Here is a 24,832-nt window from a genome sequence, read left to right as displayed (position 1 = left end):
AGGTCCCGATGAAAAAACTCACCCTTCTCGCCGCAGCCACCCTGTTGAGCGCCTGCCAGTCGAACACCCCCGCCGGCAAGGTCGGCCTCGATGGCGAAGTGTTCTACCTGCAACGCATCGCCCTGCCACCGAGCGCGACTTTGAGCGTGAGCCTGCAGGATGTGTCGCTGGCCGACGCCCCGGCGCTGGTCCTCGACGAACAGAAAGGCCCGGTCAAAGGCCAGGTGCCGCTGCCGTTCCACTTGAGTTACGATCCGGCCCAAGTCAAACCCGGCCACCGCTACTCGGTCAGCGCGCGCATCGAAGTCAACGGCGAGCTGATGTTCCTCACCACCGAAAACCACGCCGTGCAACTGGACGGCAACGATCCGCAGCCGCTGAAAATCCGCGTCGACGCCATTCGCTAATTGTCTTTCAAGGAAGCTGCCATGCTCCGCCCTACCCTTCGCTTCGCCGGCCTGTGCGCGGGCCTGATGATCTCTGCCAGCGCCCTGGCACTGTCGCTCAGCGACCTCTCGCAACAAGACGCCACCGGCGGCCTCAAGGACGCCCTGACCCAAGGCGCGCAAATCGCCGTCAAACAACTCGGCACCCCGGGCGGCTTCAGCAACAACCCGGAGGTGAAAATCGAACTGCCGGGCAAACTCGGTAAAGTCGCCGGCAAGATGAAAGCCTTCGGCATGGGCGCCCAGGTCGACGAACTCGAAACCGCGATGAACAAGGCCGCTGAAAGCGCCGTGACCCAGGCCCAGCCGATCCTCGTCGATGCCGTGAAGAAAATGACCGTGGCCGACGCCAAAGGCATCCTCAGCGGCGGCACCGACTCGGCCACCCAATACCTGGACAAAACCAGCCGCGAACAAATCCGCGCCAAGTTCCTGCCCATCGTCAAACAAGCCACCGACAAAGTCGGCGTAGCGCAAAAGTACAACGCCTTCGCCGGCCAGGCTGCGACCCTGGGCGTAGTGGATGCGAAAAGCGCCAACGTCGAAAACTACGTCACCGAACAAGCGCTGAACGGCCTGTTCGAAATGATCGGCAAACAGGAAGAAACCATTCGCAAGAATCCCGCAGCTGCGGCGACGGGTCTGGCGAAGAAGGTGTTCGGCACCTTGTAATTTTTGCCGCGGCACGCAAAAGCCCGCTGAACCTGTGAAGGTCGGCGGGCTTTTTATTGTGGGTCAGCCTTGCGGATCGACCTGATCGAGCACGCGGTTTACCGACAACTCTGCGAGCGAAATCATCTGCTGGATACCGAGAAGCTGACTGCACGTCGGGCCGCTCAGGGTAAACGCCAACTCACTGGCCATGACATTGGCCGAGGCCAGCGTTTCACAGGCATGGGCGAGCAGGGTTTCGGAATCGACGTCGGGGAGGACGGTGAAGATTGTGCTGGGTTGAGTGACGGGTTTGGGCTGTTTTTCAGCCTCGGGCAGCAGGTAATGATCGAGCGCACGCAGGGCTGCGTCGTGGAGCTTGCGCGAGTCGAGGAAGGCGTAGGGCGAGATGGGATCGGTTGGCCGTTCGGGGGTGGTTTCGGGTGCGGATTCTGGGGGATTTGGGGTGTGTTTGAACATGGTGGAACTCCTAACTATTCAAAGGGAGCTACCACCATCACTTGCAGATGACGGGTGGCAGCTGTGCACGGGTCTGCAAGACCGAGTTGTTAGGCCCTCGGCATACCCGAAGGTATCCCGCGCACAACCGCCATGACACAGGCATAAAAAAGCGCCCGCTTTCGGATGGTGGACGCTGTGCGTCTGAAGTTTAACCGGGCTGCGAAACCCGGTCGCTGATTTTTGCAGCGACAGACTCAGGCTAGAGATCGCGCTTCCGACGGGCAACCTGAAAACCTTGTGGGAAGGTTCTGGATTTCTCCCACCCCCTTAAACACACCCAGACTCAATGTAGGAGCTGCCGAAGGCTGCGATCTTTTGATCTGGCTTTTGATTTTTGAAAAGCCAAGGTCAAAAGATCGCAGCCTTCGGCAGCTCCTACAGGAGATTGGGTGTGGTCTGTTGGAGATTGGTCGGTTGTCAGGCCGCTTTCGCTGGCAAGCCAGCTCCCACATGGGATTGGGTAAATTCAGTTGGAGTTTTGGTCGGCTGTCAGGCCGCCATCGCTGGCAGGCCAGCTCCCACATTTGGATTGGGTGCGGGCAGTTGGAGATTGGTCGGCTGTCAGGCCGCTTTCGCGAGCAGGCTCACTCCTACAGAAAAGCAAAATCCGACCACATGCTTTTCACCACTCAACAGGATGAGCGCAAGCTCGGCTGCAGCTCTTGATCTTGCCGTGCCGGCCCCTTCGGCAGGCTGAGTGGAGGGGTTTATCCGGGGGTGGGAGCGCAGCGACCGTTTGGCGAAGCCAAACACATCGAGAGGAGGTGCAGCGAAGCAAACCGGAGGCGATGCGCCCGGATGAACCCCGCAACGAAGGAACCCGAGCCACAGCGAGGGCCGTACGCCGGGGCCAAGACCTTTGGTTACTTTGGGGCGTTTGCCAAAGTGACTCGCCGTAAGGGCGAAACCCTAAGCAGCCGTTACCGCAGCAACGGATATTCACCCAAAACCCCAGGAACATGGTCGGCCCAAAGGCCGCCAAGTCCAAAAAAGCCTCAACCCTCCCGACGAACCCTGAACCAAGCCGCATACAAAGCAGGCAAAAACAAAAGCGTCAAAGCCGTAGCCACAATCAACCCCCCCATGATCGCCACCGCCATCGGCCCAAAAAACACACTGCGCGACAAAGGAATCATCGCCAAAACCGCCGCCAAAGCCGTCAACACAATCGGCCGAAACCGCCGCACCGTCGCCTCGATAATCGCCTGCCAAGGCTTAAGACCAGAGGCAATATCCTGCTCGATCTGATCCACCAGAATCACCGAGTTGCGCATGATCATCCCCGACAGCGCGATCGTCCCCAGCATCGCCACAAAGCCGAACGGCTGGCGGAACACCATCAGAAACAACACCACCCCGATCAACCCCAGCGGCGCCGTCAGAAACACCATCGCCGTGCGCGAGAAACTGCGCAATTGCACCATCAGCAACGTCAGCACCACCACGATAAACATCGGCACCCCGGCATTCACCGACTTTTGCCCACGCTCCGAATCCTCCACCGTACCGCCAACTTCCAGCAGATACCCATCAGGCAATTGCGCACGAACCGGATCCAGCGTCGGAGCGATCTGCTTCACCAGCGTTGCCGGCTGCTCCTTGCCATAAATGTCCGCGCGCACAGTCACGGTTGGCAGACGATTACGGTGCCAGATGATCCCTTCCTCAAAGCCGTACTCCAGCGTGGCAATCTGCGACAGCGCCACACTGCGACCGTTATCGGTCGGCACCGCCAGACTCGGCAGCAGCGACAGCTCGGTGCGCTCATGCACCGTGCCGCGCAGCAGAATCTCGATCAACTCGTTGTCCTCGCGGTACTGGCTGACACTCGACCCGGTCAACGAACTCTGGAGGAATTTCGCCAGATTGGCCGTACTCACCCCGAGCGCCCGCGCACGGTCCTGATCGATGTTCAGGTACACCACCTTGCTCGGTTCTTCCCAATCCAGATGCACATTGACCACGTGCGGATTCTCGCGAACCTTGGCCGCCACTTTGCGCGCCAGTGCACGGACTTCCTCGATGTGCTCACCGGTGACGCGGAACTGCACCGGATAGCCAACCGGCGGACCGTTTTCCAGACGCGTGACCCGCGAACGCAGGGCCGGGAATTGCTCGTTCAATGTCTCGATCAGCCAGGTGCGCAGGGTTTCACGCTCCTCGATGTTTTTCGCCAGTACGACAAACTGGGCGAAGCTCGCCGCCGGCAGTTGTTGATCCAGCGGCAGATAGAAACGCGGCGAACCGGTGCCGACATACGCCACATAGTTGTCGATGCCGGCGTGATCCTTGAGCATCGCCTCCAACCGTTTGACCTCGGCCGTGGTGTTGGCCAGCGACGCCCCTTCAGCCAGTTTCAGATCGACCATCAATTCGAGCCGGTTGGAGGCCGGGAAGAACTGCTGCGGGACGAAACGGAACAGCATCACCGACGCAATAAACAGCCCCACCGTCAGCACAATCACGGTTTTACGATGCGCGACGCACCACTCCACCAGACGCCGGACCCGTTGATAGAACGGCGTGCCATACGGGTCGGCTTGCCCGTCAGTCGTACCGTGTTTGGCCGCATGAATTTTCGCCAGATCCGGCAGGAGTTTTTCCCCCAGATACGGCACGAACATTACCGCCGCCACCCACGAGGCGAGCAGCGCGATGGTCACCACCTGAAAGATCGAACGGGTGTATTCGCCGGTGCCGGACTGCGCCGTGGCAATCGGCAGGAAACCGGCAGCGGTGATCAACGTACCGGTGAGCATCGGAAACGCGGTGCTGGTCCAGGCGTAGCTCGCGGCCTTGATCCGGTCGAAGCCCTGCTCCATTTTGATCGCCATCATTTCCACGGCGATGATCGCGTCGTCCACCAGCAAGCCCAGTGCCAGCACCAGCGCGCCGAGCGAGATCTTGTGCAGACCGATGCCGAGGTAATACATGCAGGCGAAGGTCATCGCCAGCACCAGCGGTATGGTCAGCGCGACCACCATGCCGGTGCGCACGCCGAGGGAGAAGAAGCTCACCAGCAACACAATCGCCAGCGCCTCGACCAACACCTGGACGAATTCGCCGACACCGGTTTTCACCGCCGCCGGCTGGTCGGATACCTTGCGCAGTTGCATGCCCGCCGGGAGGTTTTTCTGAATGCGCGAGAATTCGCCCTCCAGCGCTTTACCCAACACCAGAATGTCGCCGCCGTCCTTCATCGCCACCGCAAGACCGATGGCGTCTTCGCCCATGAAGCGCATGCGTGGCGCCGGTGGATCATTGAAGCCACGACGAACGTCGGCGACATCGGAGATGCGGAACGTCCGATCACCGACCCGGATCGGGAAGTTCTTGATCTCCTCGACTGTCTGAAAATTCCCCGAAACCCGTAGCTGCAAACGCTCGCTGCCGGTTTCAAAGAACCCGGCGGTAGACACCGCGTTCTGCTCTTGCAGCGCTTGCTGCACCGCCGCCAGTGGCAAACCGAGGGTGGCGAGTTTGACGTTGGACAGCTCGACCCAGATCTTCTCGTCCTGCAAGCCGAGCAGATCGACCTTGCCGACATCCTTGACCCGCTGCAGCTGGATCTGGATGCGATCGGCGTAATCCTTGAGCACCGCGTAATCGAAGCCGTCACCGGTCAGCGCATAGATATTGCCGAACGTGGTGCCGAATTCATCGTTGAAGAATGGCCCCTGAATATCCGGCGGCAAGGTCTGGCGAATGTCGCTGACCTTCTTGCGCACTTGGTACCAGAGGTCGGGAATTTCCTTGGAATGCATCGAGTCGCGGGCAATGAACGTGACCTGGGATTCACCCGGGCGGGAGAACGACACGATGCGTTCGTACTCGCCGGTTTCCATCAGTTTCTTTTCGATGCGTTCGGTGACCTGCCGCGAGACTTCCTGCGCGGTCGCCCCCGGCCAGCGGGTCTGGATGACCATGGCTTTGAAGGTGAACGGCGGGTCTTCGCTCTGGCCGAGTTTGGTGTAGGACAAGGCGCCGACGATGGCCAGCAAAAGCATCAGGAACAGTACGATCTGGCGATTACGCAACGCCCATTCGGAAAGGTTGAAGCGCATCGGGACTTACTCCTTGTCCGCCAGATTGACCACACGGTTGGAGCGATCCACAGGCCGCACCTGCTGACCTTCGAGCAACACGTGAACACCGGCGGCCACCACCCAGTCGCTGGGGTTCAGTCCTTCGAGCACCGGCACGCTTTTCTCACCGAACGGGCCGACGCGCACCGGGGTCTTCTTCAAGGTGTTGTTGGCGCTGACGACCCAGACGTAGGTGGCGCCGTTTTCCGCGGTGAGTGCCGAGAGCGGCACCGACAGCGGCACGGCGTCCACCGATTGCACGAACACCCGGGCGCTCTGCCCGAGTTCGGCCGGAACTTTGCCGCTGGTGAACGAGATGCGCGCAGCGAAGGTCCGCGAGCGCGGATCGGCTGCCGGCGACAATTCACGAATCTGCCCGGCGAAGCGCTGGTTCTGCTGAGTCCACAGCTCAACGGTGACTGGCTGGTCGACCTTGAACCGGCCGAAGCTCTGCTCCGGCAGGCTGATCGACACTTCGCGCTCGCCATCGGTGGCGAGGGTGAACACGGTTTGCCCGGCGGCAACCACTTGCCCGACTTCCACCGAACGCTTGGCCACCACGCCGTCCTGCGGCGCGCGCAGCACGGCGTAACTGGCCTGGTTGGTCGAGACGTTGAATTCGGCTTTGATCTGCTTGAGGCGGGCTTCGCCGGAGCGGTAGAGGTTTTCCGCATTGTCGTAGGCGGAACGGCTGACCATCTGCCGCTCCATCAGGGTCTTGTAGCGGTCACGCTCGGCGCGCACCAGGTTCAGATTGGCTTCAGCGGCGGTGACCTGCGCGCGGGTGGCTTCCAGTTGCAGGCGCACGTCCTGCGGATCGAGTTCGGCCAGCGGCTGATCGGCCTTCACGCGCTGACCTTCCTCGACCAGTCGTCGGCTGACTTTGCCGCCAATGCGGAACGCCAGATCGGGTTCGTAGCGTGCACGAACTTCGCCCGGATAACTTTCCATCGCCTGCGCCGAAGGCTCTGGCTGCACCACCATGGCCGGTCGCACGGTGACTTGCGTCGCCTCTTCCTGACCGCATGCGGACAATAAAACAGCCAGGCTGACTGGCACGGCAAAGGACAACGCATGGCGGAACATGGTGACGGACCTTTCGCTAATGGTGCTTGGAATATTTATACTGGCCGGTATGGTATTAATAGCAAACTCACCAGTCCAGTATTAAAAGCGAAGAATGTCGAACAATCTTTCAGCTCCAAACGGCCCGGGCCGTCCGAAGGATCCGGCCAAGCGCCGAGCGATCCTCGACGCGGCGAAAACCCTGTTTCTGAGTCACGGCTACGCCAACACCAGCATGGACGCGGTCGCCGCCGAGGCTGGCGTGTCGAAACTGACGGTTTACAGCCACTTCAACGACAAGGAAACACTGTTCTCCTCCGCCGTAATGGCCAAATGCGAGGAGCAGTTACCGCCGCTGTTCTTCGAATTGCCCGCAGGAATCCCTGTGGAAAATGTGTTGCTGAACATTGCCCGGGGCTTTCATCAACTGATCAACAGCGATGAATCGGTGAATCTGCACCGTTTGATGATGGCGCTGGGTACTCAGGACCCGAAGCTCTCGCAGATTTTCTTCGAGGCCGGTCCCGAGCGCATGGTGCAAGGCATGGAGCGGCTGCTGAGACGCATCGACGAAACCGGTGCGCTGAGCATCGACCAGCCACGTAATGCGGCCGAGCATTTCTTCTGCCTGATCAAAGGCGCGGGGAATTTTCGCTTGTTGTTCTGCTGCGGTGAGCCGCTGAGCGAGCAAGCGTCAGAGAGTCATGTGCAGGAAGTGGTGGGGTTGTTCATGCGGGCTTACAGACCCTGATCATTTAGCGTCTGTTCTGACGCCATCGCTGGCAAGCCAGCTCCCACAGGGATCGTGCTGAACACACATCGTGCGAATGACACAGAACTTGTGGGAGCTGGCTTGCCAGCGATGGGGGCGACTCGGTCTCAGGGTTTTAACGCTTTCTTCGGGTAAATGTCGTACCGACTGGATTTGCCATCCAGCGCATGGCTCGGTTTCGGCCCCTCGATGCACGGCGCCTTGCGCGGGCGCTTGACCACCACCCGATGCGTCGCCAGGGCCAATGCCGCTTCGAGCAGCGCCGGTGCATCCGGGTCATCCCCGACTAGTGGTCGGAACAGGCGCATTTCCTTCTTCACCAACGCAGTTTTCTCGCGGTGCGGGAACATCGGGTCGAGGTAGATCACCTGCGGCGGCTCGCCCTGCCAGTTGTGCATGACTTCGATGGAGTTGCCCTTGAGCAGCTTCATCCGCGCGACAATCGGCGCCACGTCGAAATCTTCCGCCGCCCGCGCCAGACCATCCTCCAACAACGCGCCGATCAATGGCTGGCGCTCGATCAGGCTCATCTCGCAACCCAGACTGGCCAGCACGAACGCATCCTTGCCCAGCCCCGCCGTGGCATCCAGCACCCGTGGGCGCACGCCCTGGGCGATGCCGACCGCCTTGGCGATCATCTGCCCGCTGCCGCCACCGTACAGACGTCGGTGCGCCGCGCCACCCTCGACGAAGTCCACCCGCACCGGCCCCGGTGCATCCGGGCCGAGCTGTTGCAGCTGCAAACCCTGCTCGCCGACCTGCAAGGCGAACTCGCCGTCGTCCACCTGCAGCGGCAGGCCCAGACGCTCGGCCCACTGCTCGGCTTGCGCTTCAAACGTCGGGCCGAGGGCCTGGACATGGATGCGGCAGGCCGCGGGTTGCTCAATCATGAAAACACGCTCAAAAAAGTTAAGGATCGGCAAAAAGTGGCCGATAAAACAATCAACGCGCATTTTGCCAGAGCTGAGCGTCAACCGAAAAAAATGTCAGGCATTCTTCCCACATCGATTGGCTACATTTCGCCGAAGGGCGACTTCAGCCGTCATAACACTCAAGCATTGGGCGGCGTCAGTCACCTGTGGCAGGATTTCTTTGCCCAGGCACTGGCCGAACAGACGAGTGATGTGGTGCCGGCCTGTGGCACATTCCCGCCGGTTGACCTCAACAGCCCGGAAGAACCGACTCTGGGCAGCGAACTGCACGCGCACATCGTCGAGCAGCGTCAGTGCGACGTGGTCGAGACCGAAGTGCGCCCGCCGGAGCCGCTGTTCCTGCCGATCGCCGAGTTTGAAACCGACCTGCTGGACAAGCCGTTCCCACCGTTCCCGCCAGAAGAACTCAAGGCTCAGCAAGAGCAGCAGGACTTCGACAGCAGCTGGGTCCGGCCGATCGTGATCAACAACGGTCAGCCTGTGCCAGAGCCTGGCCCGGCGCCACAGAAGAAGCCGCTGTACCTGCCGATTGCCGAATTCGATCTCGACCTGCTGCAAAAACCTTATCCGCCGTTCCCGCCGGAAGAAATCGTCGAGCAGCAGAAAGCGCTGGACTTCGATAACGGCTGGGCACGCCCGATCGTCCTGCAGAACCTGCGCCTCGCCGCCTGACACCTTAGCGACACACGCTCCAGCGCCCGACATCGACATGAAAGTGATTGCGATGGGCGGCGTTGTAGTCCGGACTCAACACCACACTGAACGCCGCGCAGGCGCCGTCGCGCACCTGGCGCAGAAACTGTGCATCCAGATTCTGTTTCGGCCAGTCCTTAAGCACGCTGATGCTGCGCCCGTCCGCCAGCCGAAAACCGGCGATGTCCAGCGCGTCGGCACTGGCGTGGCGGCTGAGCGCCCCACTCTCGCGGTTATAGACATTGCGACAGGCGAAGCTGCCGAGATGATCAAGGCGCGCCACCCTCTGCCCGTAAACAGCTTGTGCGGCGGGTTGCAGGGTATGCCGTTCAAACATCGCGTAAGCCACAGCCAGCGGACAACTGGCGAGGAAGCTGCTGCTCAGCGCCACCTCGCCGCCCTGCACGCGCACGGCGCCGATCAACGGACACTTGGCGTCGGGGCTGTCGGCTTGCGCTGTGACGCGCAGACCGGAGCTGTTCAGAACTTGTGCGCATAACTCGGGATCGGTGCGCAGGCGCATCAGTTTGAAACCGCTCAGCCAGTTCGGCGCGGCCTTGACGTCCAGCGGCGCCCACGGATTCCACGCGGCCGGCACGTCGAGCCAGCCACGCCAGACACTGACCACGGCGCCAGCAATCATCAACAGTATCGACAGCGCGATCCAGCGGCCCATGCTCAGCCTTTGAAAAACTGATTGGCCTTGGCGTACGGCATCGATTGCGACGTGAAGCCGAAGGTGCCGTGCTGCTGGATTTCCTCTGCCGCGCGGAAGAACTCACCGAGCGCCGCCAAGGCCAATGCCGAACCGGTACTGATGCGCCGCACGCCCATTTCTTCGAGCTCCTTCACGGTCAGTTTCAAACCGCCGGACATCAACACATTGACCGGTTTCGGCGCCACCGCGCGTACCACCGCCAGCACTTCTTCGGCGCTGCGCAAACCCGGCGCATACAGCACGTCGGCGCCTGCCTCGGCAAAGGCTTGCAGGCGGCGGATGGTGTCGTCGAGATCGGGATTGCCGTGCAGGTAGTTTTCCGCGCGGGCGGTGAGGGTGAAGGGAAATGGCAGTGTGCGCATGGCGGCGACGGCGGCTTCGATGCGTGCCACGGCATGTTCGAAGCAGTAGATCGGTGCGTCGGCACGGCCCGTGGCGTCTTCGATCGAACCGCCCACCGCACCCGCCTCGGCGGCACGCAACAGGCTTTGGGCGCATTCGGCCGGATCATCGGCGAAACCGTTTTCCAGATCCACCGCCACCGGCAGATCGGTGGCCGCGACAATTGCCCGGACATTGGCCAGGGTGTCATCGAGACTCAGCGCACCGTCGGCCTTGCCTTGGGAAAACGCGTAACCGGCACTGGTGGTCGCCAGCGCCTGATAGCCCAGACTGGCGAGCATCTTCGCCGAGCCGGCATCCCACGGGTTGGGAATCACGAAAATCCCCGCACCTTCATGCAGGGCTTTGAAGGCTTGGGCTTTGCGGGCTTGTTCTTGCAAGGCGTGGGCGACCATCGGCAGGCTCCGGGGCAGGAAAAAGAATCCGCTTCAGAGCAGGCCAAGTTGCTCGGCAGCGGGTTCTCTGTATAGCTCAGGCAGGGATGGCAGGCCAGGCAACCGTTGCATCAATTGTGCATGGAAGCGTTGCGCCAGCTTCGCCGCCATGATGTTGTCGGCGGTGTGCAGAAAGATGTAAGGCGTGCGGCCCTCTTCGATCCACTCGGCGATTTTCGCCACCCACGGCACCAGGAACGGATCGTTGGCTTCCAGCTCGGGATGGCCGATGAAGCGCACCTGCGGGAACTGGGTGAACGCCGCCGGACGGGTCGGTACCCGGGGCTTTTTCGATTGCGCGTGGATCACCGAAGACTCGGTCGACAGGCAACTGAACAGCGCCCGTGGATCGAGGCAGATGCGCTCCACGCCACGGTCAAGCAGCAGGCGATTGAGCAGGCGTTCGCTCTCGCCCTTGGCGAAGAACTGTTCGTGACGCACTTCCACCGCCAGCGGCCGGTCCAGCGCATCGATGAACGCGGTCAGCTCCGGCAGTCGATGCGGGGTGAAGCTTTTCGACAATTGCAGCCACAGCGGCGAAACACGTTCGCCGAGCGGGCTGAGGAGGTTTACGAAAGTTTCGGCGGCAGTCAGTTGATCGCGCAGGTCACCGCTGTGGCTGATATCGCCGGGAAACTTGGCGGTGAAGCGAAAGTGTTCGGGCATGGTCTCGGCCCACCGCTGCACGGTGGCCGGCGACGGGCTGGCGTAGAAGGTCGTGTTGCCTTCCACGGCGTTGAACACTTGGGAGTAGAGACTGAGGAAGTCGGAGGTCTTGGCGTCTTCGGGGTACAGGTACTCGCGCCAGGCGTTTTCGCTCCAGGACGGACAGCCGAGGTAGTAAGGCAGATCCATCAGATGTACAGATCGAGGCCCAGCACATCCGCATCCCAATCGACAAAACCGGCGGTGCTCAGGTAGCTGGCCAGGGCCATCGCTACGCTTTTGCTCATGGCGCGGTGATAGATCATGTCTTGCTGACGGGCAGGCAGATTGGCCAGGCGTTGTGCGGAGGCTTTGGCAGCGCGGGCGGCCAGTTGCTCTTCAGTCGGGAATTCCAGCTCGCCGTCGATATCGTCGACGGATTCATCCAGCGCCACATTGCCTTTGCGAGGCTTGCGCTTGATGGGGTAGGACTGAGAGGAGAGGCCGTCTATGCGCATAAATTCATGCTCGGTATCAATGATGGCAATTTAGCGGCACCTGACCGACTTAGCAAACTGCCGAGTGATAACTAGAACACATAAAGCGCAAAAGGTTTAAAGCGCGGCGTTGGAAACTGACGATTGGCAGCCGCAAAAGCCAAAGATCGCAGCCTGCGGCAGCTCCTACAGAAGCATGTGATTCCTGTAGGAGCTGCCGCAGGCTGCGATCTTTTAAAGACTCAGCGAGCCTTCGGGGTGGCGACTTTGTCGCGCAGGTAAACCGGTTGCGCATCATCGGCCGGGATCGACTCGCCGCGCTCCCAGGCAAACCGCGCCAGGGTCAGCAGGTCTTCGGCGTGGGGCAACATGCCGGCGTCCTGACCGCTCAGGCTGACCGCGATCCGCTCGCCATAACCCCAACCGGTGCCCGCCCCGAACCACTCGCCAGTGGCATCGGCCGGCAATGCCGCGACTTCCGGCGGCAGTACCGCTTCGACACCCACCAGGCGCATCTCGCCGGCGCTCTCGCGGTAGCAGCCCCAATACACTTCGTCCATGCGCGCATCAATGGCCGACGCGACCTGGCTGACGCCGTGTTCGCGATACGCACGTTGCGCCAGTACAGCCAGGTTCGACACCGGCAGCACCGGACGATCCAGCGCGAACGCCAGCCCCTGCACCACGCCGATGGCGATCCGCACACCGGTAAAGGCACCCGGCCCGCGACCGAACGCGATGGCGTCCACCGCTTGCAGCGTGGTGCCGGCGTCGGCCAGCAACTGCTGAATCATCGGCAACAACTTCTGCGCGTGCAGGCGCGGGATCACCTCGTAATGGCTCGTGACCTTGCCGTCATGCAGCAAGGCAACGGAGCAAGCTTCGGTCGCGGTGTCCAGGGCCAGCAAGGTGCTCATCGATGTATCCAAAACAGGTGGGGGAAAAAGTGCGTCAGTATAAACAACTACGGCCCGCAAGCGGGCCGAGGATGATGCAGCCAATCCGCTTTTTCAGCTCAGCGCTTCGAGCACCTTGGCGGTGATCGCTTCAACCGAACCGACGCCCGGAATGTGGCTGTACTTCGGCTTGCCGTTGGCAGCGGAAAGCTTCTGGTAGAAGTCCACCAGCGGCTTGGTCTGCGAATGGTAGACCGACAGGCGATGACGCACGGTTTCTTCGGTGTCGTCTTTACGCTGTACCAGATCGTCGCCGGTAACGTCGTCTTTGCCAGCCACTTTCGGCGGATTGTAGACGATGTGGTAAACGCGGCCGCTGGCCTCGTGAACGCGACGACCGGCGATACGCTGAACGATTTCTTCGTCTTCAACAGCGATTTCAACCACGGCGTCCAGCTCGACACCGGCGGTTACCAGCGCTTCGGCCTGTGGAATGGTGCGCGGGAAACCGTCGAACAGAAAGCCGTTGGCGCAGTCTGGTTGAGCGATGCGATCCTGCACCAGCGCGATGATCAGGTCATCAGACACCAGGCCGCCGGCATCCATGATGCTCTTGGCTTGAACGCCCAGCGGAGTGCCGGCCTTGACCGCAGCACGCAGCATGTCGCCGGTGGAGATTTGCGGAATGCCGAATTTCTCGGTGATGAACTTAGCCTGAGTACCTTTACCGGCCCCGGGAGCTCCCAGCAGAATGACGCGCATCGATGTGCTCCTCAATTTTTTATATAGAAAACAACGGGATTCGCCTCTTTGGGCCAATCTCAAAAAAACGGGTCGTGGCCGCACAAACGGCCAAAGGCTGATCAAGATACACAGCAGGCTGCGCCCACACAAGACGCCAAAAGTCGGAGAAACCGGCGCCCGCCGCGACCTTGCGACGCGGTAAGCCAAGTCGCAACCCCATCAGTAACTGTCGCCTGCCCGCACTTTCCGCCTGTGTACAAAGCGGCACCCGGCCTGTGCACCGGGTGCCGGATGCCAGCGCAAAAACCTTAGCCGGTATTACGCAACCCGGCGGCAATCCCCGCCACAGACACCAGCAGCGCCTGTTCCACCGGGCTGCCCTGCTCGACATTCTGCTGCCGTGAACGGGCCAACAGCTCAGCCTGCAATAGATGTAGCGGATCAAGATAGGTGTTGCGCAGACGGATGAATTCCAGGGTATCAGGGCTATGTGCCAGCAGTTGCGACTGCCCGGTCAGGCCAAGCACCACCGCGCACGCCTGCGACAATAGGTCGCGTAACTGCGCGCCCAACGGCAGCAAGTCCGGCTCGACCAGACGCTGATCGTACGACAGCGCAATGTCGGCGTCGGCCTTGGCCAGGACCATTTCCAGCATGTCGATACGGGTGCGGAAGAACGGCCATTGTTCGCGCATCTGCCCGAGCAATTCGCCTTCGCCACGCTCCAGCGCCTTGCTCAACGCAGTTTCCCAACCGAGCCACGCTGGCAGCATCAGACGAGTCTGGGTCCAGCCGAAAATCCACGGAATCGCTCGCAGGCTCTCGATCCCGCCGGCGCGACGCTTGGCCGGACGGCTGCCGAGGGGCAAGCGTCCCAACTCCTGCTCCGGCGTCGACTGGCGGAAATACTCGACGAACTGCGGGTTCTCCCGGACCACGGCGCGATACGCGGCGACGCCGTCGACGGCCAGTTCGTCCATCAGGTGCCGCCATTCAGGTGTCGGCGGCGGTGGCGGCAACAACGTCGCTTCGAGCACGGCAGCCAGATACAGATTGAGGTTCTGCTCGGCGATGTCCGGCAGGCCGAATTTGAATCGAATCATTTCGCCCTGCTCGGTGGTGCGGAACCGCCCCGCTACCGACCCCGGCGGTTGCGACAGAATCGCCGCGTGCGCCGGACCGCCGCCACGGCCCACGGTGCCACCGCGACCATGGAACAACAGCAGTTCGACTTGCTGCTCGCGGCAGATCTCCACCAACCGCTCCTGCGCGCGATATTGCGCCCACGCTGCTGCGGTGGTGCCAGCGTCCTTGGCCGAGTCGGAATAACCGATCATCACTTCCTGCGGGCCTTGCAGCCTGGCGCGGTAACCCGGCAGCAGCAACAGACGCTCCATCACCGGCCCGGCGTTATCGAGGTCGGCGAGGGTTTCGAACAGCGGCGCCACGCGCATCGGCCGCAGCACACCGGACTCTTTGAGCAGCAGTTGCACCGCCAGCACGTCGGAGGCGGCGCCTGCCATCGAGATCACGTAGGAACCCAGCGATGCACTCGGTGCGGCAGCGATTTCCTTGCAGGTGGCGAGCACTTCAGCGGTGTCGGCGGACGGTTTGAAATGCGCCGGAAGCAGTGGCCGACGATTGCTCAATTCGCGAGTGAGGAAGCTGATGCGCTGTTCCTCGTCCCAGTCTTCGTAGCGACCGAGGCCGAGGTAGTCGGTGATTTCAGTCATCGCCGAGCTGTGTCGCGTCGAATCCTGACGCACATCGAGGCGCACCAGGAACAGGCCGAAGGTTACCGCCCGGCGCAGGCAATCGAGCAACGGCCCGTCGGCGATCACGCCCATGCCGCACTCGTGCAGCGAGTTGAAGCACAGCTCCAGCGGATCGAGCAGATCGCGATTGTTGTGCAACACATCGGCTGGCGCCGGCGTGCTCGCAGTCAGCGACGCGTGTGCCCAGTTGCGCGTGGCGCGCAGGCGTTCGCGCAATTGCTTGAGCACCGCCCGATAAGGCTCGGCGCTGTCGCCGGCCTTGGCCTTGAGCGCATCGCTGGCCTGCTGCATCGACAGTTCGGCAGCGAGGTGATCGACGTCGCGCAGGTACAGGTCGGCGGCCATCCAGCGCGCCAGCAACAACACTTCGCGGGTCACCGCTGCGGTGACGTTGGGGTTGCCGTCACGGTCGCCGCCCATCCACGAGGCAAAGCGAATCGGCGCAGCTTCCAGCGGCAAACGCAGGCCCGTCGCTTCATACAGCGCCTTGTCGGCCTTGCGCATGTGGTTGGGAATCGCCTGCCACAGCGAATGCTCGATCACCGCAAAACCCCATTTGGCTTCGTCGACCGGGGTCGGCCGGGTGCGGCGGATTTCTTCGGTGTGCCAGGCTTCGGCGATCAGCCGTTGCAGGGTGTTCTGAATCTGTTCGCGCTCGGCGCTGGTCAGGTCGCGATGATCCTGCGCGGCGAGTTGCGCGGCGATCGCGTCGTATTTCTGGATCAAGGTGCGTCGCGCCACTTCGGTCGGGTGCGCGGTCAGCACCAGTTCGATTTCCAGACGCGCCAGTTGCCGGGCCAGGGATTCGGCGCTGTGGCCTTCGTTGCGCAAGCGCGCGAGCAGTTCCGGCAGGACGCGCGATTCGAACGGCGCGGGCTGCGACTCTTCGCGGCGATGAATCAATTGATACTGCTCGGCGATGTTCGCCAGGTTGAGAAACTGGTTGAACGCCCGCGCCACCGGCAGCAGTTCGTCTTCGCTCAACTGATTGAGGCTGGCGCTGAGTTCGGCGTCCATCGAGCCGCGGCGGTCGGCCTTGGCACCCTTGCGGATTTGCTCGATCTTGTCGAGAAACCCCTCGCCGTACTGGTCGCGGATGGTATTGCCCAACAGCTCACCGAGCAGGTGAACGTCCTCGCGCAAGCGTGCATCAATATCGGTCATCAGCAGTTCTCCAGCGGTAATCGGGACGGCGCAGAAACGAATGCTTTGCCCAGAGAGTGCCGCTCTACGGCGCTTCTTACAAGCAGACGACGAAGGGACTTTAAACCTTGTGGCTTGAAGCTAGTCTCAACAGTAAGCCGTACAACGGCTTGCCGCCGGCCCCGCCGGACACTCACCAGATCCTGCCACGAGCAGGTGTGACATGAGGTCATCATGAAAATCCGTGAACTCGCCCAGCATTGGGAAGAAAACGCCAAGGGTCGCCTGACCGACACCGGCTACACGATTCATCTGGACGTCGAGGCCGCTGCGCGACTGGCAGCGATTGCCGAGATGTACCCCAAGCGCCACCCGGAAGAACTGCTCGGCGAACTGATTGGCGCCGCGCTTGAAGAATTCGAGGCGAGCCTGCCGTATGTGAAAGGCTCGACGGTGGTGGCAACTGATGAGGAAGGTGATCCGCTGTATGAAGATGTCGGGCCGACACCGCGTTTTCTGGCGCTTTCTCGCCGGCATCTGCAGGACTTGTCCGCCGCTGCCGGCAAGCAAAAACACTGATCAGACAACACAAAAACCTGTGGGAGCGGGCTTGCCCGCGATGGCGTCAGTTCAGTCACATCAGTGTTGAATCTGATGGCCTCATCGCTGGCAAGCCAGCTCCCACAGGGATCGTATCCTTCTCCGCTTCTGCACGATTTTCCCCCGCGCGTACCTCTCCCCGCCTCCAAAGTTCCCGGTTTAGAGCCTTGTCCATCTGGTCAAAAAAAAATTTGGCGATAGGCCATCTTTTCTGAACTTTTGAAAAACGCCTCCGGTCGGAAGCTGTAACCACGCCTGGAACGAGCGTTTCAAAAACTCGCTTTACACGACGCTTGCGGCTCCTCGACCAGGATGGATTTTCGGTTTTATCAGGAGTTAAACAATGGAGTTGAAGACCATGAAGACCCAAACCTCGTTCTCCCACCTGCGCGGTCTGAAACTGGCTGCTCTGGCTATCGGTACCAGCTTCGTTCTGGCCGGTTGCGCCGGTAACCCGCCGACCGAGCAATACGCCGTGACTCAATCGGCGGTCAACAGCGCCGTCAGCGCCGGTGGTACCGAGTTCGCTGCAGTAGAAATGAAGCAGGCGCAGGACAAGCTCAAGCAAGCCGAAATCGCCATGCACGACAAGAAGTATGAACAAGCTCGCACCCTCGCCGAGCAAGCCGAATGGGACGCTCGCGTAGCAGAACGCAAGGCTCAGGCTGCCAAGGCCGAACAGGCTGTGAAGGATTCCCAGAAAGGTGTTCAGGAACTGCGTCAGGAAAGTCAGCGCACCGTGCAGTAAGCGCGCATCCCGAATCGCAAAGCTGAAACTTTTATCGATAGAAAGGACGACAAATTATGCGTAAGCAACTGATGATCCCCGCTCTTCTGGCCGCAAGCGTTGCCCTGGCTGCCTGCTCCACTCCGCCTAACCCGAACCTGGAACAGGCACGCACCAACTACGCCGGCCTGCAGGCTAACCCACAGGCGAGCAAAGTTGCAGCCCTGGAAACCAAGGACGCCAGCGACTACCTGGACAAGGCCGACAAGGCTTATCTGGACAAGCAAGACGCGGCCAAGGTTGACCAACTGGCCTACCTGACCAACCAGCGCGTGGAAGTGGCCAAGCAGACCATCGCCCTGCGCACCGCTGAAAACAATCTGAAGAACGCTGCCGCGCAACGTGCCCAGGCCCGTCTGGACGCTCGCGATCAGCAGATCAAGCAACTGCAGCAGAGCCTGAACGCCAAGCAAACCGATCGCGGTACCCTGGTGACTTTCGGTGACGTGCTGTTCGCCACCAACAAGGCTGACCTGAAATCCAGCGGTCTGGTCAACATCAACAAACTGGCGCAGTTCCTTCAGGAAAACCCTGATCGCAAAGTGATCGTCGAGGGTTACACCGACAGCACCGGCGCACCTTCGTACAACCAGTCGCTGTCCGAGCGTCGTGCGACCTCGGTACAGGTGGCACTGATCAAGATGGGCGTAGATCCTTCGCGCATCGTGGTTCAGGGTTATGGCAAGGAATACCCGGTTGCCGATAACAGCAGCGTTTCCGGCCGTGCAATGAACCGTCGTGTGGAAGTGACCATTTCCAACGACAACCAGCCGGTTGTGCCTCGTTCGGCGGTCAGCTCGAACTAAGCAACACGCAGTAACGCAAAAGCCCCGCCTGACTGAGTCAGGCGGGGCTTTTTGTTAAAGATCAAAAGATCGCAGCCTTCGGCAGCTCCTACATGAGAATGCGGTCCCTGTAGGAGCTGCCGCAGGCTGCGATCTTTTGCTTTTAAGGTTCGAGTTTCTGCGGGGTTTCCTGCCCCATGCAGCGCACGGCTTTCTTCTGCGCATTGATCAGCACCCCGGTCAGCCCTTTCTGCTCGGTGTCGAACAGCACCAGCACGCCATCAATGCACTGCGCCACCTGCGGCGCCGGGTCCAGCGAGACTTTGTAGTCTTCGCCCGGCACGGTCTTGAGCATGGTGAATTCGTTGAGCAGCAGCGCATCCTCGGGTTTGGCGAAATGCAGGTAGCCGTAGTACCACAGCGCCCCGACCGTGCCGAGGATGCTGCAGATACCGGTGATGATCAGCGGGATGGCGTTACGTTCTTCAGTCATTGCGGACTCTCATCTTCAGAATTCGGAGGTGGCGGATAATTCGGGATCTCGCCGAGGCGGCGCAGGCCGTTGAAGTGTTCGGGATCTTCCAGATAGCGCAGCATCACCTGGCGCCAGACCGGGTCGCCGAAGGTCTGCACGTGGCCGCCGCGGGTCAACTGCAACACCCGAGGCGGTGGCGCAGCCTGATACAGGCGGATGGCGTTGGACATTGGCACCAGTGGGTCGTCGATGCTGTGAAAGATCAGTTTCGGCACGCCTTTGAGTTGCGGCATCGAGTTGATCGCGCTGTCACCGTCTGGCACCAGCCACGACAGCGGCACCTGAAACGGCCAGGTCAGCCACGAGGTGCTGAGGGCGTACTGGCCGACGCTGCGGTAACTGGCGGGCACACCGTCGAGCACCAGCGCCTTGAGCTGTTTCTGCCGCTCCGGGTGCTGCACCAGCCAATGCACGGCCATCGCGCCGCCGAGGCTCTGCCCGAGGAGGATCAGCGGCTTGCCTTTGACCTCGGGCGCCTGATCCAGCCAGGCGAACGCGGCGTCGATGTCCTGATAGATCGCCGGCAGGCTCGGTTCGCCCTCCGACAAGCCATACCCGCGATAGTCCACCAGCAGCACCTGATAACCGTTTTTCGGTAACCACCAGCTGCCACCCAGGTGCATCGGCAGATTGCCGCCGTTGCCGTGCAGGTGCAGGACTGTGCCTTTGACCTCGACACCGGGTTTGGCCGGCAGCCACCAGGCGTTCAGCTTCAAGCCATCGGCGGTCACCAGCGTCACGGTGCGGTATTCGAGCTTGGCTTTTTCCGGGGTAAAGATCTGGCCCGGCTCAGGGTAGAACAACAGCGAACTGCAACCGCTGAGGGTCAGGAGCAGGCAAAGGATGCCGAGGATTCTCATCCGGTGAAACCTCGCGAAAGATTCGGGTTGGAATACAGTCAAAAACTGTAGGAGTGAGCCTGCTCGCGATAGCAGTGTGTCAGTCGATATTTATGCTGATTGACTCACCGCTATCGCGAGCAGGCTCACTCCTACAGGAGTTCTGTGTTGGGTTAGAGGATATTGGAGTAATCCGCCTCGATCCGGTCCAGGCTCAAATGGTTGAGGAAGTTGGAGAAGCACATCCACGCCGACAGCGCGTTCATGTCGCGGAACTGCTCCGGCAGGTATTTCGGCGGCACCACCAGCCCCTCATCGACCAACTGCCGCAGGGTACGCATGTCCTCCAGCGTGGTCTTGCCGCAGAACAGCAGCGGCACCTGCTCCAGCTTGCCTTTACGCACGGCCAACTGAATGTAGTTGTAAACCATGATAAAGCCCTTGAGATAGGACAAGTCTTTGGTGAATGGCAGGCCGGTCGGCGTCGAACCACGGAACACCCGGCTGGCGTTGCCGTAGCTTTCGGCCATTTCGAAGCCCTGCTCGCGGAAGAACTCGAACACCTGCAAGAAGTCCGCGCCCTCCTCGACCATGTGAATCGCGCGGGTGCGGTTGGTCAGTTTGCGCAGGCGACTCGGGTAGGAGGCGAAGGTGATGATTTCCATCAGGATCGCCAGGCCTTCCTGGGTCACCGTCGACGAGGGTGGGCCCTTGGACAGGAAGGTGCAGATCGGCTGGTTCAAGCCATTGAGGGTGGTGCCGACGTGCACCAGACCTTCGTGGACTTCCAGTGCGCGCACGTCGCGGTCGTTGAACAGCGCGTCGGTACGGATCTTGATGTAGTCGGCGCCCGCCGCTGCGTCGGCGACGATGCCGTCGGACTCGAACACGCGGATGGTTTCCTCGGCCTCGCCGAACACCTTGTTCAAACGGGTTTGCAGCAGGTGCACGGCATCCTTGGCGGTGAGGATCTTCGGCTCGTCCTTCAGGTCGCCACGGCCATCAATGTTGTTCAGGTAGTCGGACATCATCAGGCCGAGGTCGGCCAGGGTCGGGTCGCCGGCGTGGAACGCGTCGGAGGCGGCGCCGTAGAGCTCCTGCGAGATCAGGCCGAAATCCTCGGTGCCGCGCGCTTCGAGCATGCGCACCACCATGCGGTATTCCTTGCACATGCGCCGCATGATCTGCCCGACCGGGTTGAACTGGCCGAGCTGGCGGGTGATGTCGCGCTCGATGTTCTGGAATTCCAGTTTGACCTTGCTCGAATCGAAGGACAGCGGCCGATTGAGGTAGTAGTCGCGATCCACCGCCGGCATTTCCTTGCCCTTGGCCTTGAGAAAACCCTTGCGGATGTTCTCGTCCCACTTCACCGCATCGAGCACGCGGATCGGCGTCTGCGCCAGCACAATGCGATCGGACAGCGTGCGTATCGTCTGCTGGTAATCGTCCACCCGAAACTCCTGTAGAAAACTGAATTATTTGGCGCGGGCCTGGCGCTGAAAACGCGCGGCCTCGACGAAGACATCGGAATTGGCCGGATCGTCGAGGTAAGCAAAGACCTTGTCGAGGCGGCTGTCGACCTGCACGCCGTCACCGTCGTCCTCAGTCTGGAAAGCCTTGCCGTCCAGGGCTTGCTGTTTGATCGCCTGATTGATCTGTTCAAGGTCGAGGTTGTACACCACCAGTTCGTGTTTGTCGGTGAGTTCGAAACCGGCGATGGTGTAGTGGCCACCGTAACGCGCCGGCACTTTCGCCGACAGGTACCAGCGGCTGCCATGGTGCGACACGGTAAACGGGTAAGCCTCGCGCTCGTGGGGCCTGGCCTTGAACCAGGTGATGGCCTGATAGCGATCATTGCCGACGCGGGTCAGCTCAAGGTTGATCGGCTCGCCCCAGGCATTGGTGCTCGCCCACGCGCCCAGCAGGCCCTTGGGCGCCGGGTCGCTGGCCGGCAGCGGATCCTTGAAGGTCACCAGACAGCCACTGAGCAGCAGGAACGACAAGGCGATCAGCACGCCACGCCAGGCTTTCATTCAACACTCCCTATGAACACGCGTCGCCCTGATGATCGGCTCAGTCCCTTTGTGGGAGCGGGCTTGCTCGCGAAAGCGGTGGGTCAGTCAACTGAAGCGTTGAATGTGATACCGCCTTCGCGAGCAAGCCCGCTCCCACAGGGGATTTCCATCAGTTGTTACACCGAGGCCAGGACCAGATGCATGTACCGTGTCAGAATCCCGAGCATGTCCTGTTCGGCCAAAGGCTCGGCGTCGTTGAGCAGGCCCTGATATTCCATCCGTCCGATAATCGCCGTCAACACCTTGGCATCCTGCTGCGGTTCACGCGAGCCCAATACCTGAAACAACTGGCAGGTGCCCTGCAGCAGAATCTGCTGATGCGAGCGCACCAGATCCGCCAGCCGCGGGTTGAGCAGCGCTTCCTGGCGGAACGCCTGCTCGGCCATCAGGTGTTCGCGACGGTTGACCAGTTGCCGATGCACATAGTCAGCCATCAGCCGCGCGATGTCGTCCGCCAGTTTCGAGCGCGACTCGGGGCTGCCGTCGCCACTGACGACCATCTCGCGCAGCAGGCCTTCGTTGTTGATCCACAGCTTGGCCATGTAGGCCGCGCTGCGTTCGACGTATTGGGCGAAGGTATCGGTGAGCAGGTCATCGATATCCTTGAAGTAATAGGTGGTGGCCGACAGCGGTACGCCGGCCTCGGCCGCCACCGCCCGGTGGCGCACGGCGCGCACGCCGTCACGCACGACGATGCGCATTGCCGCGTCGAGAATGTCCTGGCGACGCTGCTCGCTGCCCTGTCGGCTGGCCTTGCGGCCCTGGTACTGAACACTTTCAGCGACCGCAGTGGCGATACCCGCTGCACCTTCTTGAGCGATTGCAACCATCACGACTGGACTTCCTCTGCTATTTCAAAAGTAACCAATTGATACATTTGTACCAGACAGGCAATAAAAAGCCGCCTGTTTTAGGCGGCTTTTTAACTGAAACGTTTACGCTTGCGGTCGCATGTGCGGGAACAGGATCACATCGCGGATCGACGGCGAGTTGGTCAGCAACATCACCAGACGGTCGATGCCGATACCTTCACCGGCCGTTGGCGGCATGCCGTACTCCAGCGCGCGCACGAAGTCGGCGTCGTAGTGCATGGCTTCGTCGTCGCCGGCGTCCTTGTCGGCCACCTGCGCCATGAAGCGCTCGGCCTGGTCTTCCGCGTCGTTCAACTCGGAGTAGGCGTTGGCGATTTCACGGCCGCCGATGAACAGCTCGAAACGGTCGGTGACGTTCGGGTTTTCATCGTTACGACGGGCCAGCGGCGACACTTCGAACGGGTACTGGGTGATGAAGTGCGGCTGCTCCAGCTTGTGCTCGACCAGCTCTTCGAAAATCATCACCTGCAGCTTGCCCAGACCTTCGAAGCCCAGCACCTGGGCGCCGGCCTTCTTGGCGATGGCGCGCGCCTTGTCGATGTCGTTCAGGTCATCGGCAGTCAGCTCAGGGTTGTACTTGAGGATCGAGTCGAACACCGACAGACGGGCAAACGGCTCGCCGAAGTGGAACACCTTGTCGCCGTACGGCACGTCGGTGCTGCCCAGCACCAGTTGCGCCAGTTCGCGGAACAGCTCTTCGGTCAGGTCCATGTTGTCTTCGTAGTCGGCGTAGGCCTGGTAGAACTCCAACATGGTGAATTCAGGATTGTGACGAGTCGAAACGCCTTCGTTACGGAAGTTGCGGTTGATCTCGAACACTTTTTCGAAACCGCCAACCACCAGACGCTTGAGGTACAGCTCAGGCGCGATACGCAGGAACATTTCCATGTCCAGCGCGTTGTGGTGGGTTTCGAACGGCTTGGCTGCGGCGCCGCCAGGAATGGTCTGCAGCATCGGCGTTTCGACTTCGAGGAAGTCGCGCTTCATCAGGAAGCTGCGGATGTGCGCGATCACTTGCGAACGCACGCGGAAGGTCTGGCGCACGTCTTCGTTGACGATCAGGTCAACGTAACGCTGACGGTAGCGCTGTTCGGTGTCGGTCAGGCCGTGGTGCTTGTCCGGCAGCGGGCGCAGCGACTTGGTCAGCAGGCGCACGTTGGTCATTTCGACGTACAGGTCGCCCTTGCCGGAACGCGCCAGGGTGCCTTCGGCGGCAATGATGTCGCCCATGTCCCAGGTCTTGACCGCGGCCAGGGTGTCTTCGGACAGGGTTTTACGGTTGACATAGACCTGGATGCGACCGGTCATGTCCTGGATCACCATGAACGAGCCACGGTTGAGCATGATGCGACCGGCAACCTTGACCGGAATTGCAGCCTCGGCCAGCTCTTCCTTGGTCTTGTCCGCGTACTTCTTCTGCAGATCTTCGCAGTAGTTTTCGCGGCGGAAGTCGTTCGGGAAGGCGTTGCCCTTGGCGCGCTCGGCAGCCAGCTTTTCCTTGCGCAGGGCGATCAGGGAGTTTTCTTCCTGTTGCAGGGCTTGCGGGTCGAGTTGTTGGTCGCTCATGTCTTTAGATATTCCATCAGGTTCGTTGCCCCCGGGCCTGGCGGCCCGGGAATCGCCAGCAGGGCTGGCTCCTACAGGGATCGCGGTGCATCAGCGACCCTGTGTGCGTCTTTTACAGCCCCGATTTCAGGCTGGCTTCCAGGTATTCGTCGATGTCGCCGTCGAGCACCTTGTCGCAGTCGCTGCGTTCGATGTTGGTGCGCAGGTCCTTGATCCGCGACGCGTCGAGCACGTACGAACGGATCTGGTGACCCCAGCCGATGTCCGACTTGGTGTCTTCCAGCGCCTGGGAAGCGGCGTTGCGCTTCTGCATTTCCTGCTCGTACAACTTGGCCCGCAGCATTTTCATTGCG

At 61.0% G+C, this 24,832-nt stretch carries 25 protein-coding genes; 7 read left to right on the top strand and 18 right to left on the bottom strand.

The genetic code is table 11. From position 1 onward, the window contains the following. Positions 1–8: 8 nt before the first annotated feature. On the top strand, positions 9–407 hold the full coding sequence (locus ACIOUG_RS18150; RefSeq protein ID WP_401067393.1) for a YbaY family lipoprotein: 399 nt from the start codon (positions 9–11) through the stop codon (positions 405–407). A gap of 21 nt (positions 408–428) precedes the next feature. Further along, entirely contained in the window at positions 429–1,118 is a 690-nt protein-coding gene (locus ACIOUG_RS18145) for a DUF4197 domain-containing protein (RefSeq protein ID WP_086792179.1), read from the top strand. A gap of 63 nt (positions 1,119–1,181) precedes the next feature. On the opposite strand, the gene ACIOUG_RS18140 is transcribed toward ACIOUG_RS18145, so the two are convergent. From ACIOUG_RS18140 to ACIOUG_RS18130, 3 genes are all read right to left on the bottom strand, one after another. Then, positions 1,182–1,577 carry a DUF6124 family protein gene (locus ACIOUG_RS18140; protein WP_401067391.1) on the bottom strand — a complete coding sequence of 132 codons (396 nt, stop codon included), beginning with the start codon at positions 1,575–1,577 and terminating at the stop codon, positions 1,182–1,184. 1,037 nt (positions 1,578–2,614) lie between these two features. After that, positions 2,615–5,683, bottom strand: coding sequence for an efflux RND transporter permease subunit (locus ACIOUG_RS18135; RefSeq protein WP_401067389.1), 3,069 nt, complete (start codon positions 5,681–5,683; stop codon positions 2,615–2,617). 6 nt (positions 5,684–5,689) lie between these two features. Continuing rightward, positions 5,690–6,790, bottom strand: a complete 1,101-nt coding sequence (locus ACIOUG_RS18130; RefSeq protein WP_401067388.1) for an efflux RND transporter periplasmic adaptor subunit — start codon at positions 6,788–6,790, stop codon at positions 5,690–5,692. Positions 6,791–6,884: 94 nt separating this feature from the next. Here ACIOUG_RS18130 and ACIOUG_RS18125 point away from each other — a divergent pair, with 94 nt between their 5' ends. Beyond that, entirely contained in the window at positions 6,885–7,520 is a 636-nt protein-coding gene (locus ACIOUG_RS18125; RefSeq protein WP_401067386.1) for a TetR/AcrR family transcriptional regulator, read from the top strand. Positions 7,521–7,648: 128 nt separating this feature from the next. Here ACIOUG_RS18125 and ACIOUG_RS18120 read toward each other — a convergent pair whose 3' ends face one another. After that, on the bottom strand, positions 7,649–8,431 hold the full coding sequence (locus tag ACIOUG_RS18120; protein ID WP_401067384.1) for a class I SAM-dependent methyltransferase: 783 nt from the start codon (positions 8,429–8,431) through the stop codon (positions 7,649–7,651). Between the two features lie 93 nt (positions 8,432–8,524). Here ACIOUG_RS18120 and ACIOUG_RS18115 point away from each other — a divergent pair, with 93 nt between their 5' ends. Then, on the top strand, positions 8,525–9,145 hold the full coding sequence (locus tag ACIOUG_RS18115) for a hypothetical protein (protein ID WP_047293047.1): 621 nt from the start codon (positions 8,525–8,527) through the stop codon (positions 9,143–9,145). A gap of 4 nt (positions 9,146–9,149) precedes the next feature. On the opposite strand, the gene ACIOUG_RS18110 is transcribed toward ACIOUG_RS18115, so the two are convergent. From ACIOUG_RS18110 to ppc, 7 genes are all read right to left on the bottom strand, one after another. Continuing rightward, entirely contained in the window at positions 9,150–9,842 is a 693-nt protein-coding gene (locus tag ACIOUG_RS18110; RefSeq protein WP_401067383.1) for an extensin family protein, read from the bottom strand. A gap of 2 nt (positions 9,843–9,844) precedes the next feature. Beyond that, complete coding sequence (locus tag ACIOUG_RS18105; RefSeq protein ID WP_401067381.1) at positions 9,845–10,681, bottom strand: oxaloacetate decarboxylase; 837 nt, start codon at positions 10,679–10,681, stop codon at positions 9,845–9,847. 33 nt (positions 10,682–10,714) lie between these two features. Beyond that, positions 10,715–11,575, bottom strand: a complete 861-nt coding sequence (locus tag ACIOUG_RS18100) for a DUF72 domain-containing protein (RefSeq protein ID WP_401067379.1) — start codon at positions 11,573–11,575, stop codon at positions 10,715–10,717. Then, complete coding sequence (locus tag ACIOUG_RS18095) at positions 11,575–11,883, bottom strand: hypothetical protein (RefSeq protein WP_003222071.1); 309 nt, start codon at positions 11,881–11,883, stop codon at positions 11,575–11,577. Before ACIOUG_RS18095 ends, ACIOUG_RS18100 begins: the two co-directional genes overlap by 1 nt. A 221-nt stretch (positions 11,884–12,104) precedes the next feature. Continuing rightward, a complete protein-coding gene (tsaB, locus tag ACIOUG_RS18090; RefSeq protein ID WP_401067377.1) occupies positions 12,105–12,779 on the bottom strand; it encodes a tRNA (adenosine(37)-N6)-threonylcarbamoyltransferase complex dimerization subunit type 1 TsaB in 675 nt (224 codons plus the stop codon). Positions 12,780–12,872: 93 nt separating this feature from the next. Then, positions 12,873–13,520 carry an adenylate kinase gene (gene adk / locus ACIOUG_RS18085; RefSeq protein WP_003222067.1) on the bottom strand — a complete coding sequence of 216 codons (648 nt, stop codon included), beginning with the start codon at positions 13,518–13,520 and terminating at the stop codon, positions 12,873–12,875. A 290-nt stretch (positions 13,521–13,810) separates the two neighbouring features. After that, positions 13,811–16,441, bottom strand: a complete 2,631-nt coding sequence (gene ppc / locus ACIOUG_RS18080) for a phosphoenolpyruvate carboxylase (protein ID WP_401067375.1) — start codon at positions 16,439–16,441, stop codon at positions 13,811–13,813. 213 nt (positions 16,442–16,654) lie between these two features. On the opposite strand from ppc, the gene ACIOUG_RS18075 reads away from it, so the two are divergent. The 3 genes from ACIOUG_RS18075 (at position 16,655) to ACIOUG_RS18065 (ending at position 18,613) form a co-directional block, all read left to right on the top strand. Continuing rightward, the gene (locus ACIOUG_RS18075; protein WP_003222064.1) at positions 16,655–16,999 is read left to right on the top strand and encodes a hypothetical protein; all 345 of its coding nucleotides are present in this window, start codon (positions 16,655–16,657) and stop codon (positions 16,997–16,999) included. Positions 17,000–17,363: 364 nt separating this feature from the next. Then, positions 17,364–17,768, top strand: a complete 405-nt coding sequence (locus tag ACIOUG_RS18070; RefSeq protein ID WP_007964219.1) for a DUF4398 domain-containing protein — start codon at positions 17,364–17,366, stop codon at positions 17,766–17,768. Between the two features lie 56 nt (positions 17,769–17,824). Then, a complete protein-coding gene (locus tag ACIOUG_RS18065; protein WP_401067373.1) occupies positions 17,825–18,613 on the top strand; it encodes an OmpA family protein in 789 nt (262 codons plus the stop codon). 142 nt (positions 18,614–18,755) lie between these two features. Here ACIOUG_RS18065 and ACIOUG_RS18060 read toward each other — a convergent pair whose 3' ends face one another. The 7 genes from ACIOUG_RS18060 to ACIOUG_RS18030 all read right to left on the bottom strand — a co-directional run. Next, entirely contained in the window at positions 18,756–19,085 is a 330-nt protein-coding gene (locus ACIOUG_RS18060) for a hypothetical protein (protein WP_007964217.1), read from the bottom strand. Then, positions 19,082–19,987 carry an alpha/beta hydrolase gene (locus ACIOUG_RS18055; RefSeq protein ID WP_401067371.1) on the bottom strand — a complete coding sequence of 302 codons (906 nt, stop codon included), beginning with the start codon at positions 19,985–19,987 and terminating at the stop codon, positions 19,082–19,084. Before ACIOUG_RS18055 ends, ACIOUG_RS18060 begins: the two co-directional genes overlap by 4 nt. Before the next feature lie 152 nt (positions 19,988–20,139). Next, entirely contained in the window at positions 20,140–21,417 is a 1,278-nt protein-coding gene (locus ACIOUG_RS18050) for a flavohemoglobin expression-modulating QEGLA motif protein (protein WP_003222055.1), read from the bottom strand. 24 nt (positions 21,418–21,441) lie between these two features. After that, positions 21,442–21,999: a hypothetical protein gene (locus ACIOUG_RS18045; RefSeq protein ID WP_401067369.1), complete on the bottom strand. Its 558-nt coding sequence runs from the start codon at positions 21,997–21,999 to the stop codon at positions 21,442–21,444. 158 nt (positions 22,000–22,157) lie between these two features. After that, positions 22,158–22,871, bottom strand: coding sequence for a TetR/AcrR family transcriptional regulator (locus tag ACIOUG_RS18040; RefSeq protein WP_003222051.1), 714 nt, complete (start codon positions 22,869–22,871; stop codon positions 22,158–22,160). 105 nt (positions 22,872–22,976) lie between these two features. Next, complete coding sequence (gene lysS / locus ACIOUG_RS18035; RefSeq protein WP_401067367.1) at positions 22,977–24,479, bottom strand: lysine--tRNA ligase; 1,503 nt, start codon at positions 24,477–24,479, stop codon at positions 22,977–22,979. Between the two features lie 112 nt (positions 24,480–24,591). After that, positions 24,592–24,832 (bottom strand): peptide chain release factor-like protein (locus ACIOUG_RS18030; RefSeq protein ID WP_401067365.1); only part of this gene is annotated, 241 nt, incomplete at its 5' end.

This window comes from Pseudomonas sp. NPDC087803, assembly GCF_044742995.1.
Taxonomy (GTDB): Bacteria; Pseudomonadota; Gammaproteobacteria; order Pseudomonadales; family Pseudomonadaceae; genus Aquipseudomonas.
The sequence above is the reverse complement of the archived record's forward strand: the minus strand, read 5'-3'. Positions and strand labels throughout refer to the sequence as shown.

Coding starts and splice junctions, on each gene's coding strand:
- ACIOUG_RS18150 (WP_401067393.1), top strand. CDS start 9: ATGAAAAAACTCACCCTTCTCGCCGCAGCCACCCTGTTGAGCGCCTGC.
- ACIOUG_RS18145 (WP_086792179.1), top strand. CDS start 429: ATGCTCCGCCCTACCCTTCGCTTCGCCGGCCTGTGCGCGGGCCTGATG.
- ACIOUG_RS18140 (WP_401067391.1), bottom strand. CDS start 1,577: ATGTTCAAACACACCCCAAATCCCCCAGAATCCGCACCCGAAACCACC.
- ACIOUG_RS18135 (WP_401067389.1), bottom strand. CDS start 5,683: ATGCGCTTCAACCTTTCCGAATGGGCGTTGCGTAATCGCCAGATCGTA.
- ACIOUG_RS18130 (WP_401067388.1), bottom strand. CDS start 6,790: ATGTTCCGCCATGCGTTGTCCTTTGCCGTGCCAGTCAGCCTGGCTGTT.
- ACIOUG_RS18125 (WP_401067386.1), top strand. CDS start 6,885: ATGTCGAACAATCTTTCAGCTCCAAACGGCCCGGGCCGTCCGAAGGAT.
- ACIOUG_RS18120 (WP_401067384.1), bottom strand. CDS start 8,431: ATGATTGAGCAACCCGCGGCCTGCCGCATCCATGTCCAGGCCCTCGGC.
- ACIOUG_RS18115 (WP_047293047.1), top strand. CDS start 8,525: ATGTCAGGCATTCTTCCCACATCGATTGGCTACATTTCGCCGAAGGGC.
- ACIOUG_RS18110 (WP_401067383.1), bottom strand. CDS start 9,842: ATGGGCCGCTGGATCGCGCTGTCGATACTGTTGATGATTGCTGGCGCC.
- ACIOUG_RS18105 (WP_401067381.1), bottom strand. CDS start 10,681: ATGGTCGCCCACGCCTTGCAAGAACAAGCCCGCAAAGCCCAAGCCTTC.
- ACIOUG_RS18100 (WP_401067379.1), bottom strand. CDS start 11,575: ATGGATCTGCCTTACTACCTCGGCTGTCCGTCCTGGAGCGAAAACGCC.
- ACIOUG_RS18095 (WP_003222071.1), bottom strand. CDS start 11,883: ATGCGCATAGACGGCCTCTCCTCTCAGTCCTACCCCATCAAGCGCAAG.
- tsaB (WP_401067377.1), bottom strand. CDS start 12,779: ATGAGCACCTTGCTGGCCCTGGACACCGCGACCGAAGCTTGCTCCGTT.
- adk (WP_003222067.1), bottom strand. CDS start 13,520: ATGCGCGTCATTCTGCTGGGAGCTCCCGGGGCCGGTAAAGGTACTCAG.
- ppc (WP_401067375.1), bottom strand. CDS start 16,441: ATGACCGATATTGATGCACGCTTGCGCGAGGACGTTCACCTGCTCGGT.
- ACIOUG_RS18075 (WP_003222064.1), top strand. CDS start 16,655: ATGAAAATCCGTGAACTCGCCCAGCATTGGGAAGAAAACGCCAAGGGT.
- ACIOUG_RS18070 (WP_007964219.1), top strand. CDS start 17,364: ATGGAGTTGAAGACCATGAAGACCCAAACCTCGTTCTCCCACCTGCGC.
- ACIOUG_RS18065 (WP_401067373.1), top strand. CDS start 17,825: ATGCGTAAGCAACTGATGATCCCCGCTCTTCTGGCCGCAAGCGTTGCC.
- ACIOUG_RS18060 (WP_007964217.1), bottom strand. CDS start 19,085: ATGACTGAAGAACGTAACGCCATCCCGCTGATCATCACCGGTATCTGC.
- ACIOUG_RS18055 (WP_401067371.1), bottom strand. CDS start 19,987: ATGAGAATCCTCGGCATCCTTTGCCTGCTCCTGACCCTCAGCGGTTGC.
- ACIOUG_RS18045 (WP_401067369.1), bottom strand. CDS start 21,999: ATGAAAGCCTGGCGTGGCGTGCTGATCGCCTTGTCGTTCCTGCTGCTC.
- ACIOUG_RS18040 (WP_003222051.1), bottom strand. CDS start 22,871: ATGGTTGCAATCGCTCAAGAAGGTGCAGCGGGTATCGCCACTGCGGTC.
- lysS (WP_401067367.1), bottom strand. CDS start 24,479: ATGAGCGACCAACAACTCGACCCGCAAGCCCTGCAACAGGAAGAAAAC.